The sequence below is a fragment of the Pseudomonas sp. LB-090624 genome (assembly GCF_003205205.1).
In the GTDB taxonomy this organism is placed as follows: domain Bacteria; phylum Pseudomonadota; class Gammaproteobacteria; order Pseudomonadales; family Pseudomonadaceae; genus Aquipseudomonas.
Map to the genome: position 1 here is coordinate 29,089 of NZ_QJRL01000007.1, position 13,314 is coordinate 42,402.

The following is a 13,314-nucleotide window of genomic DNA, read 5'->3' on the forward strand; positions in this document are numbered from 1 at the left end:
GACGAATGGCCAGATGAAAATTTTACGCTTTACCGGGCGATGGAACGTCTTGATGAGAAACAGGCATTTTTTTTCCGAGTGGGTTGCAGTTTTCGCGTTCTCATTCGTCCTATTAAGTGAGGCACCCATATTTCGGGTTCGTCCACGAAAAGGAGCATTCACATGTACAACCCGCAACCCTCGATCCAGGCCGGGCGCGTCCCAGGCAAAGCGCCCAAAGGACAGGACGCTTTCGCTGACGAACGCATCGGCAACGAGCAGATACGTGAGCTGCTGCGCACCTTCGGCCTGCGTACCAGCCTGATTCGCCTCAAGGTGATCGACGCCTTGCACGCAGCCGATCGCAATGGCCGCAGTATTGGCGTGCGGGGCGTGCATGCACAATTGGAACAGCTGGACATTCCCCTGTCGTTTCTCAGCGTTCGCGAAGTACTCAAGCGGCTATGCGCCGAAGGCGTCATCCAGCTAGGTAGCGACAAGTGTTACAGCCTGGATCCGCAGGCACGTGCCGTCCTGGAACAGGCACCCTCGCGCTAAGCGCATGGCCTGCCCTAGGTTCTCATACCGGTCTGATTTTTCAGCCAGACTTGAGGTGGGTCAGATGGCGTGCTGGCGAATCGCCGGACATGCGGGACGAATACCGGCTTTGGGTTGTACCCACTACCCACTGCCCCTTGCTTAAAGCAAAGAATGCTTCGCTTCAAGGAAGGGGCAGCCACGCTGTAGTCATACTTAACTAGAACGCCCCCGAAAATACTCACTGAGAAACTCCACGGTCACTTTCACCTTCGCCGAATTGAGCAAAGGCGATGTATGCACTGCCCAGATATCCGCGGCCTGCCAGTACTCACCGAGCACCTGCACCAACCGTGCTGACTGTAAGTCATCTTTGATGTCCCACATCGAACGCAGCAATATGCCACGCCCATCCAAGCACCACTGACGAGCGATTTCACCGTTGTTGGTCGATAAACTGCCGGTTACCTTCACCGTCTCCGGGCCTCTGGGGCCCGCCAGGTTCCATACGCCAAAAGGGTGATCGCGCTCCTTGATCACCAGGCAATCGTGGTGCCCAAGGTCGCTCAACGAAGCCGGTGTACCATGGGCGCGCAGGTAGTGCGGGCTGGCACACAGCACCCGGTGATTTTGCGCCAGCGGCTTGGCGATGACATCGGGGGGGAGGTCGTTACCCACACGAATGTCCAGGTCAACGCCCTCCTCTACCAAATCGACCAGGCGATCCTGAACATCAAGACGAATATCCAGGCCTGGGTAGCGCGCAGCCAGCTCCGCCAAAGCCGGGGCAACCATCCGCCGCCCAAGACCGGGGCTACTCACCACTCGCAACAAACCCTTGGGCTCGCCGTGTAGGGCATCGATCTCATCGCCCAGTTGACTCACCTGATACAGCAACTGCTGTGCCCAGCGGCTGACCCGCTCACCCTCGTCGGTCAGCGTCACGCTACGGGTTGAGCGGTGCAGCAGACGCAGGCTCAGGTCTTGCTCCAGCGCTCTGATGCGCTTGCTGACGAACGCAGGAGACATCCCCAGTTCATCTGCGGCGGCCGTGAAGCTGAAGCGGCGTGCGACCAGCAGAAATACCTTGAGATCGTGCAGGCTAGGCAAATTATTCACGAATCAGAAACCAAGTTTCAACAGAGAAGCTGATTGTGTCCGAAACGAATAGGATTAGCCTAGTGCTTCCTTCATCGAACAGAGCAACTGCCATGCCTGCACATTCTTTCCGCATCGCTGCCATCCCTGGGGACGGTATCGGCCTCGAAGTCATGCCAGAAGGCATCCGTGTATTGCAAGCCGCCGCGCTCAAGCATGGCCTGGCGCTGGAGTTCGACACCTTCGAATGGGCCAGCTGCGACTACTACTTGCAACACGGCAAGATGATGCCGGATGACTGGGCCGAACAACTCAAGCAATACGACGCCATCTACTTCGGCGCCGTGGGTTGGCCTGACAAGGTACCTGACCACATTTCCCTGTGGGGCTCTCTGCTCAAGTTCCGCCGCGAGTTCGACCAGTACGTGAACATCCGCCCGGTGCGCCTGTTCCCAGGGGTGCCGTGCGCCTTGGCCAACCGCAAGGTCGGCGACATCGATTTCGTGGTGGTGCGGGAAAACACCGAAGGCGAATACTCGTCGCTCGGTGGCATCATGTTCGAGAACACTGAAAACGAAATCGTCATTCAGGAATCGATCTTCACCCGCCGTGGCGTCGATCGTATCCTCAAGTACGCGTTCGACCTCGCCGAGAAACGCGAGCGCAAGCACGTGACTTCGGCCACCAAGTCCAACGGTATGGCCATCAGCATGCCGTACTGGGACAAGCGCACCGAAGCAATGGCGGCTCACTATCCGCACGTCAGCTGGGACAAGCAGCATATCGACATCCTCTGTGCGCGTTTCGTGTTGCAGCCAGAGCGCTTCGATGTCGTGGTGGCGTCCAACCTGTTCGGCGACATATTGTCGGACCTGGGGCCGGCCTGCGCGGGTACCATTGGCATTGCGCCGTCGGCCAACCTAAACCCTGAACGCAACTTCCCGTCACTGTTCGAACCTGTGCATGGTTCTGCACCGGACATCTTCGGCAAGAACATCGCCAACCCGATCGCGATGATCTGGTCAGGTGCGCTGATGCTGGAATTCCTGGGCCAGGGAGATGAGCGTTACCAGCGCGCCCACGACGACATGCTCAAGGCCATCGAACGGGTAATTGCCGACGGTTCGGTCACACCTGACATGGGCGGCACACTTTCCACCCAGCAGGTGGGCGCCGCCATCAGCGACACCCTGGCCCGGCTCGGGCCTTCAAACCGGCATGACTGAGCCCTCTGCGCACGATATGCCGTCAACCCCTCGGTTTTTGCAATAAAGCACTCTCGCAGCGCCCATTTGTGCGCCCTTGCGCCTGGGCCCTGCCGGTACATTACACCGAGGGGTCAACCACACAGCGGCCCGATAAGACCGCGCCCCGCTCGCATCCTGCACCTGCCCACATCCGAATGGGAGTTTTGCACATGACAATGTCTACGCTACGCACCTGGCAGCTTTGCACCCTCACCCTGCTGATCGGCAGCGCATCGCTTGCCCAGGCTGCAGACTCGATCACCTTCGTCTCACAGGGCGGCGCCTACCAGGAAGCACAAAGCAAGGCGATCCTGGAGCCAGCGGCCAAGAAGCTCGGCTTGACCCTTAAGCAGGACAGCTCACCCAAGGCCTATCCGATCATCAAGACGCAGGTGCAAAGCGGCAATGTGAGCTGGGATGTGGTCGACCTCCCCACCGGCGACTGCATCCGCGGCGAAGAAGAAGGCCTGTTCGAGAAGCTCGACCTCGCCATGATTCCAAATGCCGCCCAGCTGCCGGACGCACTCAAGGATGACTACAGCGTCGGCTACATCAGCTACTCCACCGTGCTGGCCTACCGCACCGATGCCTTCGGCAAGGGCGACGCGCCAAAAACCTGGGCTGACTTCTGGAATACAGACAAGTATCCAGGCGAACGGTCGTTGCGCAACCTGCCACGCCCTACCCTGGAGATCGCCCTGTTGGCAGACGGCGTAGCGCCCGACAAACTTTACCCGCTGGACGTCGACCGCGCATTCAAGAAGCTCGAGCAAATCAAACCGCACATCGCCACTTGGTGGACCTCCGGCGGGCAATCGGCGCAGCTGATCAGCGACGGCGAAGTCGACATGATCCAGGCTTGGAACGGCCGTATCAGCGCCGTGCAGGCGGACGGTGCTCCGGTGACGTTCACCTACGACCAGGGCATCCTCGAAACCAATTCGTTGTGCGTGCTCAAAGGCACCAAGCACCGTGATGCAGCGATGAAGTTCGTCAACGAATTGATTGATGCCCGCCTCCAGGCCGCCTTGCCGATGATCATCGACTACGGCCCGCTGAACCCCAAAGCCTTCGAGGCCGGCATCATCCCGGCCAAACGCGCCACCGAACTGCCCTCCTCGCCCGACAACATGCAGCGCCAGGCCCTGTTATCAGCCCAATGGTGGGCGTCAGCCGAAGGGGTCAAGGCAGAAGAGCGCTGGTTGTCATTCGTGCAGAAGCAGTGACCGGAGGCCGACATGACACAGGCTTATCTCGCACAGTCGATGCCCCACGCAGGCCCAGCCCTCATGACCACGCCCGAGGCACTGCGACGTGAAGAACGCAAGGAGCACACGAGCATGCTGCTCTTGCTGCTGCCGGCGTTGCTGATGGTCGTGGTGTTGCTGATACTGCCCTTGGGCTGGCTGGCCCTGCAGTCGGTGCAGGGTGACGATGGCTTCACCTTGGCCAATTACCTGCGTATCTTCGAAGAGCGCATCTACTGGGACACCTTCGCCCTGACCTTCAAGATCAGCCTGATCGTTACCCTACTTTCGATCTTGCTGGGCTTCCCCATCGCCTACGCCGCAGCGCGGCTCCAGGGGGTGTGGGGCAACTTGATTCTGGTCTGCGTGATCATCCCCTTCTGGACCAGCGTACTGGTGCGCTCCTACGCCTGGCTGGTGCTGTTGCAGCGACGCGGCCTGGTCAACCAGACCCTGCTCGACCTGGGCCTGATCGACAAGCCATTGAACTTGATGCACAACACCACCGGCACCGTGATAGGTACCTTGCATGTGATGTTGCCGTTCATGGTGCTGCCTTTGTACGCGGTGATGCGCAAGATCCCCCAGGACCTGCTGCAAGCCTCCAGCAGCCTGGGCGCCTCGCCGTTCTATTCGTTCCGTCGAGTGTTCCTGCCGATGGCTGCCCCCGGCGTCATGGCAGGCTCCATCCTGGTGTTCGTAATCTGCCTGGGCTTCTTCATCACCCCCGAGCTGCTGGGTGGCGGGCGCACCATCCTGGTGTCGATGCTGGTGCAACGCAATGTCGAGCTGTATCACGCCTGGGGCGCTGCAAGTGCCGTAGGCCTGGTCCTTCTGTTGGTGGTGTTCCTGATTTTCTGGGGCATCAACCGCTTCATCCCGATCGAACGTGTTCTGGGAGCGCGCTGACATGAAAGCCTTGTTCTCCAACCTGCGCATCTCGAACGTTATGTTCGGGCTGCTGGTGGCGATGATCCTCGCCTATCTGATCGTGCCGGTGCTTATCGTGGTACCGATGTCATTCTCCGAAGCCCGCTTCCTGCAGTTTCCGCCCAAGGAGTGGTCGCTGAACTGGTATGCGGCATTCTTCCAGAGCATCGAATGGATGAGCGCCGCCAAGGTCAGCCTGATCACCGCCCTGGCCACGACCCTGATCTCGCTGCCGGTGGGGATGGCGGCGGCCTACGCGATCAACAACTCGACGCTCAAGATCATACGCACCCTGCAGATCATCCTGCTGTTACCGATGATGGTGCCAATCATCCTGATCGCGGCCGGCGTGTTTTTCGTTTATGCCCGGGTCGGACTGGTCAGTTCGCTGATCGGCCTCGTGCTGGCGCATATCATGCTGGCCCTGCCCTACGTGATCATCGCCTTGCTGGCAGGTCTGCGCAATTTCGACATGTCCCAGGAAATGGTGGCACGCAGCCTTGGCATGAATCGCTTTCGCGCATTCATGGCCGTAACCCTGCCGCAGATCAAACCGAGCGTGGTGTCGGCAACGTTGTTCGCCTTCATCACCTCGCTGGATGAAACCGTGGTGGCCCTGTTCATCTCCGGCGGCGACAACCAGACCCTCACCAAGCGCATGTTCACCGCACTGCGCGACGAGATCGACCCGACCATCGCCGCCATCAGCTCCATGCTGATCCTCGCCTCGCTGCTGCTGGTCGTCATCGCCGGGCGCAACAAGCAGGCTTGAAGCCCCTGCCGCGGCGCCTCGAAGCATCGCGGCAGGTCCTGTTGTAACCCCCCTCAATTCAGCATCTCTGACTGCCCGCCCGGTGCAATTTGGCATCGGGCGCTGGCGCCGGCTTCTTACAATTTGCTCGTCACGGCAACCAAGCTAAAGGTATTCCCATGTTGAAAGAGCAATTACGCGACCCGTCCCTGCTGGTTGAGAAATCCTATGCCAATGGTGCATGGATCCACGCCGACGACGGCGCCACCCTGGCCGTCATCAACCCCGCCAACGGCCAGACCCTGGCCCAGGTACCGGCCCTGGGCGCCAGCGAAACACGCCGTGCCATCGCCGCCGCTGAAGCCAGCTTTCAGGCCTGGCGCGAAGTGCCGCCCGCTGAGCGGGCCCGAGTACTGGAAGCCTGGCACCAGGCGATCCTGGCCAACCAGGACGATCTGGCAGTAATCATGAGTGCCGAGCAAGGCAAGCCATTGGCCGAAGCCAAAGGCGAAATCGGCTACGGCGCCAGCTTCGTCAAATGGTTTGCCGAGGAAGCACGGCGTGTTTATGGCGACACGATTCCCGCCCCCACCAGCGACCGGCGCATCCTGGTGCTCAAGCAACCGGTCGGCGTGGTGGCCGCCATCACGCCGTGGAACTTCCCCAATGCCATGATCACTCGCAAGTGCGCACCGGCCTTGGCGGCAGGCTGCACCATCGTGGTCAAACCGTCGGAACTGACTCCGCTGTCGGCCTTGGCGTTGGCGGTGCTGGCTGAACGAGTAGGCATTCCAGCCGGGGTGTTCAACGTGCTGACCGGGCTGCCCGCCGGCGTCGGCAGCGAACTGACGGCCAACCCCAGTGTACGCAAGCTGTCATTCACTGGCTCGACCAAGGTCGGCCAGCTGCTGATGAGCCAGTGCGCGGCCACCATCAAGCGGCTGAGCCTAGAATTGGGCGGCAACGCGCCCTTCATCGTGTTTGATGATGCTGACCTTGAACTGGCAATCCAGGGCGTGATGCTGAGCAAGTTCCGCAATGCCGGTCAAACCTGCGTATGTGCCAACCGGATTCTGGTGCAGGACGGCATCTATGACCGCTTCGCCGAACGCCTCAGCGCCGAGGTGGCCAAGCTCAAGGTCGGCGATGCCTTCAGCCCAGGCGTCACTCTCGGCCCGCTGATCAACGAGGCCGCCGTGGACAAAGTGCACCGACACATCGACGACGCCCTGGCCAAAGGCGCCTCGGTGATCACGGGTGGCCTGCCTCAGCGCGATGGGCTGTTCGTGCAACCAACCGTGCTGCGTGACGCCAGTCCCGACATGCTGTTGGCCAGCGAAGAAACGTTCGGCCCGGTGGCGCCGCTGTTCCGCTTCACTGAAGAGTCCGAGGCGCTGGAAATCGCCAACGCCACGCCCTACGGCCTGGGCGCCTACTACTTTACCCAGGACATGCGCCGCGCCTGGCGCGTCGGCGAGCGCCTGGAGTTCGGCATGGTCGGCCTCAACACCGGGATCATCTCTATGGAGGTGGCGCCATTCGGCGGCATGAAACAGTCGGGCACCGGGCGCGAAGGCTCCAAATACGGGCTGGACGAGTTCCTCGAGATCAAAGCTTGGCACATGGGTGGCCTGGGCTGAGCCCGACGTAGCAGATCTGACTTTTGAACCGGAGCAAAACAGCACGAACCGGCTGACCGGCTGTGCTCAGATGAACATAGCCCTCTGGCCCCGTTGCCCTGCGCAGGAGAATTCGCGATGCATTTCACTGATGGTTTCGAATCGGTCACCGTTCACCAGGTAAGCAAGCACTATGGCAACCTCAAGGCGCTGGATCAGGTCGATCTGAAAGTAGAGGCTGGGGAGTTCATGTCGCTGCTGGGGCCTTCCGGCTCGGGCAAGACAACACTGCTGAGCATTCTCGGCGGCTTTTTGCGGGTGAGTTCGGGCAGCATTCTGTTCGGCGAACGTGACGTCACCTTGATGCCGCCCAACAAACGCGACATCGGTGTGGTATTCCAGAACTACGCATTGTTCCCGCACATGACCGTGGGGCAAAACGTCGCGTTTGCGCTGCGCGCCCGCGGCGTCAGTGCCAACAACAGCCGCGAGCGGGTAGCCAAGGCCCTGGCCACAGTTGAACTGGCCGGCTATGAAGACCGTGCGATCAGCGCCTTGTCCGGTGGCCAACGCCAGCGTGTGGCGCTGGCCCGGGCAATCGTCTTCGAACCCAAACTGATCCTGATGGACGAGCCGCTATCTGCACTGGACAAGCAACTGCGCGAAACCATGCAGATCGAACTGCGCGCCCTGCACAAGCGCCTGGGTGCGACCATGATCTACGTCACCCACGACCAACGCGAAGCCCTGACCATGAGCGACCGCATCGCGATCATGCGCGGCGGCAAACTGGTGCAGGTGGACACCCCACGCAGGCTTCACGATCACCCGGCCAACGACTTCGTTGCCAGCTTCATCGGTGAAAGCACGCTGGTGCCCCTGCAGCGCAGCTCCGCGGGTCTGTGCCTGGGCTCGACCACCCTGCGTACCAGCCGTGAGGTACCGGCCAGCGGTGCGCTGTTCCTCGCGCTGCAATCGGAGAAACTGCTACTCGACAACGGCAGCGCAGGCCCGGAATGGAACCGCCTGCACGGCCGGGTTTCGGACATCGTGTTCCAAGGCGAGAGCCTGAAGGTGTTCGTCGTCCTCGATGGCGGCCCGACGGTCAGCCTGCGCCAGCCCAGCCACCATGAAGGTAACCTGAGCCTGCCGCAGATCGGCGCACCATTGTGGATGCGCCTGCATCCACAAGACACCATCGTGGTTCCCCAGGCACGCTGAACGCGCGTGGCGTGGTCCTCGCCATCCGGCCAGGACCACTGCCCAGCGTAATATTTCGCAACACCCCCGCAAATCAACCGATCTCGCCACCGGCCGCCCCAACTTCAGCGCTTGTCACCACGGCCAGTCTTTATCCTGAAACTCACCCTCACTCCCTTGACTTGCCTTGGAGATTACGATGAATCCACCCCTGAGCGAAAACCAACGCCTGCTCGCCTGGCGCGACGAAAACGTGCCACGCGGTATCGCCACCGCCCACCCCCTGGTAGCGGCCCGTGCCAGCGGGGCCGAGTTGTGGGATGTCGATGGGCGCCGCTACCTGGATTTCGTTGGCGGCATTGGCGTACTCAACACCGGCCACAACCACCCCAACGTTGTCGAGGCCGTGCAACGCCAGGTTCAGCAACTGTCCCATGCCAGCTTTCAGGTCGTGGCTTACGAGCCCTACATTGCCGTCGCCGCACGCCTGAACGCTTTAGTGGGCAACGGCGAGCACTACAAGACGGCGCTGTTCACCTCCGGGGCCGAAGCGGTAGAAAACGCCATCAAGATCGCCCGTGGCCACACCAACCGGCCCGCCGTAGTTTCCTTCACTGGCGGCTTCCATGGCCGGACCCTGCTGGGCGTGACGCTCACCGGCATGAGCCAGCCCTACAAACAGAACTTTGGCCCATTCCCGGCCGAGATCTACCACGCCTGCTACCCCAACCCTTATCGCGGCATCGACAGTGATGAAGCCCTGGCACGGCTCGATGAGCTGTTCGCCACAGACGTCGCGCCCGACCGGGTCGCAGCCATCCTGATTGAGCCCGTGCAAGGTGACGGCGGCTTCATTGCCGCACCTAAGGTGTTTCTGCAGGGCCTGCGCGAGCGTTGTGATCGCCATGGCATCGTCTTGATCCTGGACGAGATCCAGGCCGGTTTCGGCCGCACCGGCAAAATGTTCGGCTACCAGCATGCCGGCATCCAGCCGGACCTGGTCACGGTTGCCAAAAGCCTGGCCGGCGGCATGCCGCTGTCGGGTGTGGTTGGCCGTGCGGCGATCATGGATGCCCCGTCGCCGGGCGGACTGGGCGGCACCTATGGCGGTAACGGCGTGGCCTGCGCCGCCGCACTGGCGGTTCTGGATCTGTTCGAGAGCCAAGATCTGCTGGCCCAGGGGGAAGCCTTGGCGCACCAACTGCACCAAGGCTTGCTGGCCCTGCAACAAGCCCACCCTCGTATCGGCGAGGTACGCGGCTTGGGCTTCATGCAAGCGATCGAGATGGTCGCCGGGGATGCCAGCAACAGCCCGGACGCGGCCTTGGCCCAACGGGTGATTGACGAAGCCCGTCAGGCCGGCCTGTTGGTGATCAAGTGTGGCGTGCACCGCAATGTGGTGCGCTTCCTGGCGCCCCTGGTCACCACCTCGGCGCAGCTGGCCGAGGCCTTGGAGATGCTTAGCCAGGCGCTGGATGCCGCAGGTGCCTGAGTGATCGTCAAGGCCGCTGACGCGGCCCTTGGCACAGCCCTGGATGGACCCGCTGAATCACCACAGGAGCTACTTCCCATGAAAATCACGCATTACCAGGCACTGGGTTTGTCGTACGCCACCCTGGTTGACCGCGAACGGGGCATTCTCGAAGGCCTGCGCCCCCTTGCGGCGCAATCTGCGCAACCGCTCGACGACCGGCAGCTGCTGGCGGCCTATCGCAACCTGACGCTGCAACTGGCCCATCAGGTGCCTAGCCCAACAGCATTGCACGGGCAACTCTACCAACGCCTGGCGCAACAATTGCGTATCGTTCCTGACTGGGATGCCACTGTGGCATTTGGTAGCGCTGCAGCGCAGTGGCCGATCTACGAGGACGCACCGGGCGCCGTGCAGTACCTGAGCAAGTTTTATCGCCTGGTCCTCATCGCTCCACGCCACGGCATAGATATCGAAAGCCTGACCCGGCGCCTGCCGGTCGCCTTCGATGCTATCGTTGAACCGGCTGATGACGACTGGCGGCCAGCCTTGGCACACGCACTGCAAGCGATTGACGTACCACGGATTGGGATGCTGCCTGTGCGCAGCAGCGAAGCGGACGACCCATGGAACAGCTTGGTCGATTTTCCGATTTGTACGCTGCAGCGCGAACAGGCTCAGCCCTGGAACCTGACGCAGTCGGCACTCGATGCCAAACGTTGTGAATACGCAAGCCTGGCCGACATGGCCCACGCCCATCAATGGGCATTACGCGCCTGAAGCAGGCAGACCGGACCGAAATCAACTGAGGAGTCAACGATGGACGCGGCAACCAAACTTGATCGCATCGACATCAACATCCTTGTCCAGTTGCAAAAGGACGGGCGCATGACCAACGTCAGCCTCGCCGAGGCTGTGGGGCTGTCACCCAGCCCCTGCCTGCAGCGCGTCAAGCGCCTGGAGGCCGCGGGTTATATCAGTGGCTACGAAGCCCACGTGAACCTGGCCAAATTCGCCAACTCGGTCACCGTGTTCACTGAGGTTACCCTGCAGGACCACAAGCGTGCGGACTTCGTGAAATTCGAATCGAGTATCCGCAACATTGATGAGGTGCTGGAGTGCCATCTGATCAGTGGCGGCTATGACTACCTGGTGCGTTTCCTGTGCAGCAGTATCCAGCATTACCAAGAGCTGATGGAGTCGATACTGGAGAAGGAAATCGGCATCGAAAAATACTTCAGCTACATCGTGATCAAGTCACCCGTGGTCAAGAGCACCGTTCCGCTGCGCAGCCTGGTCAGAGCGGTGTGAACCGCCCATTCCAAGCCTGTCTAACCGCAAAGACAATGCTGGCAAACAAACAGACAGCAGCGGTACATGGGCCTGAGCTCAGTACCCCCGCTGCCGCGGCACAACCCCCTCCATCGGTTCTCCCCGCTGGTGCCTGCGCAGGTTCTCCAGCAACACCCGAAACGCCGACTCAGGATGCGTCATCGCGCCAACATGAGGCGTCACCCATACATCCGGGTGACCCATCAACGGGTGGCCCCGCCCCGGCGGTTCACTGGCAAGCACGTCGACGATTGCCCGCCTGACCTGACCGCTATCCAAAGCAGCCAGCAGGTCGTCGTCCACCAGATGGCCGCCTCGTCCAAGGTTGATCAGGCAAGCGCCACGCGGCAAGGCCGACATCAGACTGGCGTCAAGAATGCCTGCAGTATCCGGTGTGAGTGGCAACAGGCAGATGAGAATCTCACAATCGGCCAGAAACGCCTGCAACCCCGCATCGCCGGCAAAGCAACGTACGCCTTCGATCTGCTTCTCCGAACGTGACCACCCCTGCAATTCAAATCCAAACCCTTGCAACAAGCGCAATACCGCCTGCCCAAGGTTTCCGAGCCCCATCACCCCTACACACCGCTGGTGCGCCGGCACGATTGGGTGGTCCTGCCACAGGCCCTGGCGCTGCTGCTCCAGGTAAAGAGGCAGGTCACGGTGCAGCGCCAGCACGGCCATGGTGGCGTACTCGACGATCCCTTGGACGATTCCCGGGTCAAGCATTCGAACCACCTGCACGCCGGCTGGCAGCGCAGCCGTATCGAACTGATCGACCCCTGCCGAGGTGGCGAACAGTACCTGAAGGTTTGGAAAGCGCTCGGCGATGCCATCAGGCGGCTGCCACGTCGCCAGATAACGTACATCCGAAGCCTCACCCACGTCAGGCCACAAGCGCACTTCGATATCCGGAGCCTGTTCGGCAAACAGGGCCCTCCAGGCGCGGCCGCGTGCCTGATCGACTTTGAACAACAGGGTCATGGTGCTTCGCTCCTGGGCTACTGACGAGTGACCCAGCTTGCCAGAGGTCTACGCAACATTTGCCTGGGAGTGAGGAAAAATACGGCAGGTTATGCCTGCCGCAAGCCGTGAAAACGGAACATTGGAGCAGGCTGGTGCGCCGATACTTTGTTCACACCGTCACCCACCCTTGCGGAGCGCACCATGTCCTTCAAGCCCTTCAAAGCCTTGACCTTCGATGTTGTCGGTACCTTGATCGATTTCGAGGCAGGCATCCTCAACCATATCCGTGGCGTAGTTGCCGAAGCCGCCAAAGCCTACAGCGATGACGATATCCTCAAGGCCTACCGCGAAGCCCGCGCCGAACCGGACGCCGGCTGGTGGCCTGACGACCTGGAGCGCTGCTACCACCGTATCGCCACTAAACTGAACCTGCCCGACAGCGCCGACAATGCGCGTGGCCTGGCCTTGTCGGTGGAAAATTTCCCGGCTTTCCCGGACTCGGTAGAAGCACTGCAGCGCTTGCGCAAGCACTTCAAACTGGTCGCCACCACCAACTCGCGCATCTGGGCACTCAACCACATGGCCCGTACCTTGGGCGAGCCCTTCGATGTGCGGGTCACCGTGGACGACGTGCGCTTCGAAAAACCTGACCCCCAGTTCTTCGCCTACACCCGCGGCGTGCTGGCTAGCCAGGGCATCGTCTTCGAGCAGATTCTCCATGTTGCACAAAGCCAGTATCACGACATCGGCGTGGCCAAGCGCTTGGGCTATCAAGTGTGCTGGATCGAGCGCCGCCATGCGCAGAAAGGCACCGGCGGCACCCTGGAGTCCGAGCGTACCGAGCCGCACTACCACTTTACCTCGCTGGCACAACTGGCCGACGCCGTAGAGAAGGAACTGGGCTGAGGTCAAACGGGGCCGCATTGCGGCCCTAACG

At 61.2% G+C, this 13,314-nt stretch carries 13 protein-coding genes; 11 read left to right on the forward strand and 2 right to left on the reverse strand.

The genetic code is table 11. The annotated features are described in order from the left end of the window. The first annotated feature begins 162 nt into the window (after positions 1–162). The gene (locus DMX11_RS09510) at positions 163–537 is read left to right on the forward strand and encodes a fe2+ zn2+ uptake regulation protein (RefSeq protein ID WP_110744296.1); all 375 of its coding nucleotides are present in this window, start codon (positions 163–165) and stop codon (positions 535–537) included. 195 nt (positions 538–732) lie between these two features. Here DMX11_RS09510 and DMX11_RS09515 read toward each other — a convergent pair whose 3' ends face one another. Next, positions 733–1,635 carry a LysR substrate-binding domain-containing protein gene (locus DMX11_RS09515; RefSeq protein WP_110744297.1) on the reverse strand — a complete coding sequence of 301 codons (903 nt, stop codon included), beginning with the start codon at positions 1,633–1,635 and terminating at the stop codon, positions 733–735. 92 nt (positions 1,636–1,727) lie between these two features. Between DMX11_RS09515 and DMX11_RS09520 the strand changes: the two genes are divergently transcribed. The 9 genes from DMX11_RS09520 to DMX11_RS09560 all read left to right on the forward strand — a co-directional run bounded on the left by DMX11_RS09520 (position 1,728) and on the right by DMX11_RS09560 (position 11,390). Next, a complete protein-coding gene (locus DMX11_RS09520) occupies positions 1,728–2,840 on the forward strand; it encodes a tartrate dehydrogenase (protein WP_110744298.1) in 1,113 nt (370 codons plus the stop codon). Between the two features lie 191 nt (positions 2,841–3,031). After that, positions 3,032–4,087, forward strand: coding sequence for an ABC transporter substrate-binding protein (locus tag DMX11_RS09525; protein WP_256590559.1), 1,056 nt, complete (start codon positions 3,032–3,034; stop codon positions 4,085–4,087). Positions 4,088–4,201: 114 nt separating this feature from the next. After that, entirely contained in the window at positions 4,202–5,017 is an 816-nt protein-coding gene (locus DMX11_RS09530; protein ID WP_256590560.1) for an ABC transporter permease, read from the forward strand. Between the two features lies 1 nt (position 5,018). After that, on the forward strand, positions 5,019–5,810 hold the full coding sequence (locus DMX11_RS09535; RefSeq protein ID WP_110744300.1) for an ABC transporter permease: 792 nt from the start codon (positions 5,019–5,021) through the stop codon (positions 5,808–5,810). A gap of 158 nt (positions 5,811–5,968) precedes the next feature. Continuing rightward, complete coding sequence (locus DMX11_RS09540) at positions 5,969–7,429, forward strand: NAD-dependent succinate-semialdehyde dehydrogenase (RefSeq protein ID WP_110744301.1); 1,461 nt, start codon at positions 5,969–5,971, stop codon at positions 7,427–7,429. 117 nt (positions 7,430–7,546) lie between these two features. Beyond that, positions 7,547–8,629: an ABC transporter ATP-binding protein gene (locus tag DMX11_RS09545; RefSeq protein ID WP_110744302.1), complete on the forward strand. Its 1,083-nt coding sequence runs from the start codon at positions 7,547–7,549 to the stop codon at positions 8,627–8,629. Between the two features lie 178 nt (positions 8,630–8,807). Then, positions 8,808–10,100, forward strand: coding sequence for a 4-aminobutyrate--2-oxoglutarate transaminase (gene gabT, locus DMX11_RS09550; RefSeq protein ID WP_110744303.1), 1,293 nt, complete (start codon positions 8,808–8,810; stop codon positions 10,098–10,100). Between the two features lie 78 nt (positions 10,101–10,178). Further along, positions 10,179–10,859 (forward strand): haloacid dehalogenase, encoded by a 681-nt coding sequence (locus tag DMX11_RS09555; protein ID WP_110744304.1) that lies wholly within the window; start codon positions 10,179–10,181, stop codon positions 10,857–10,859. Between the two features lie 39 nt (positions 10,860–10,898). Continuing rightward, the gene (locus tag DMX11_RS09560; protein ID WP_110744305.1) at positions 10,899–11,390 is read left to right on the forward strand and encodes an Lrp/AsnC family transcriptional regulator; all 492 of its coding nucleotides are present in this window, start codon (positions 10,899–10,901) and stop codon (positions 11,388–11,390) included. Positions 11,391–11,468: 78 nt separating this feature from the next. Here DMX11_RS09560 and DMX11_RS09565 read toward each other — a convergent pair whose 3' ends face one another. After that, positions 11,469–12,395 (reverse strand): glyoxylate/hydroxypyruvate reductase A, encoded by a 927-nt coding sequence (locus DMX11_RS09565; protein WP_110744306.1) that lies wholly within the window; start codon positions 12,393–12,395, stop codon positions 11,469–11,471. A 183-nt stretch (positions 12,396–12,578) separates the two neighbouring features. Between DMX11_RS09565 and DMX11_RS09570 the strand changes: the two genes are divergently transcribed. Further along, positions 12,579–13,283 carry an HAD-IA family hydrolase gene (locus tag DMX11_RS09570; RefSeq protein WP_110744307.1) on the forward strand — a complete coding sequence of 235 codons (705 nt, stop codon included), beginning with the start codon at positions 12,579–12,581 and terminating at the stop codon, positions 13,281–13,283. Positions 13,284–13,314 lie beyond the last annotated feature (31 nt).

What these genes read in the sequence shown, in the direction of transcription:
- DMX11_RS09510 (WP_110744296.1), top strand. Translation starts at nt 163, where the DNA reads ATGTACAACCCGCAACCCTCGATCCAGGCCGGGCGCGTCCCAGGCAAA.
- DMX11_RS09520 (WP_110744298.1), top strand. Translation starts at nt 1,728, where the DNA reads ATGCCTGCACATTCTTTCCGCATCGCTGCCATCCCTGGGGACGGTATC.
- DMX11_RS09525 (WP_256590559.1), top strand. Translation starts at nt 3,032, where the DNA reads ATGACAATGTCTACGCTACGCACCTGGCAGCTTTGCACCCTCACCCTG.
- DMX11_RS09530 (WP_256590560.1), top strand. Translation starts at nt 4,202, where the DNA reads ATGCTGCTCTTGCTGCTGCCGGCGTTGCTGATGGTCGTGGTGTTGCTG.
- DMX11_RS09535 (WP_110744300.1), top strand. Translation starts at nt 5,019, where the DNA reads ATGAAAGCCTTGTTCTCCAACCTGCGCATCTCGAACGTTATGTTCGGG.
- DMX11_RS09540 (WP_110744301.1), top strand. Translation starts at nt 5,969, where the DNA reads ATGTTGAAAGAGCAATTACGCGACCCGTCCCTGCTGGTTGAGAAATCC.
- DMX11_RS09545 (WP_110744302.1), top strand. Translation starts at nt 7,547, where the DNA reads ATGCATTTCACTGATGGTTTCGAATCGGTCACCGTTCACCAGGTAAGC.
- gabT (WP_110744303.1), top strand. Translation starts at nt 8,808, where the DNA reads ATGAATCCACCCCTGAGCGAAAACCAACGCCTGCTCGCCTGGCGCGAC.
- DMX11_RS09555 (WP_110744304.1), top strand. Translation starts at nt 10,179, where the DNA reads ATGAAAATCACGCATTACCAGGCACTGGGTTTGTCGTACGCCACCCTG.
- DMX11_RS09560 (WP_110744305.1), top strand. Translation starts at nt 10,899, where the DNA reads ATGGACGCGGCAACCAAACTTGATCGCATCGACATCAACATCCTTGTC.
- DMX11_RS09565 (WP_110744306.1), bottom strand. Translation starts at nt 12,395, where the DNA reads ATGACCCTGTTGTTCAAAGTCGATCAGGCACGCGGCCGCGCCTGGAGG.
- DMX11_RS09570 (WP_110744307.1), top strand. Translation starts at nt 12,579, where the DNA reads ATGTCCTTCAAGCCCTTCAAAGCCTTGACCTTCGATGTTGTCGGTACC.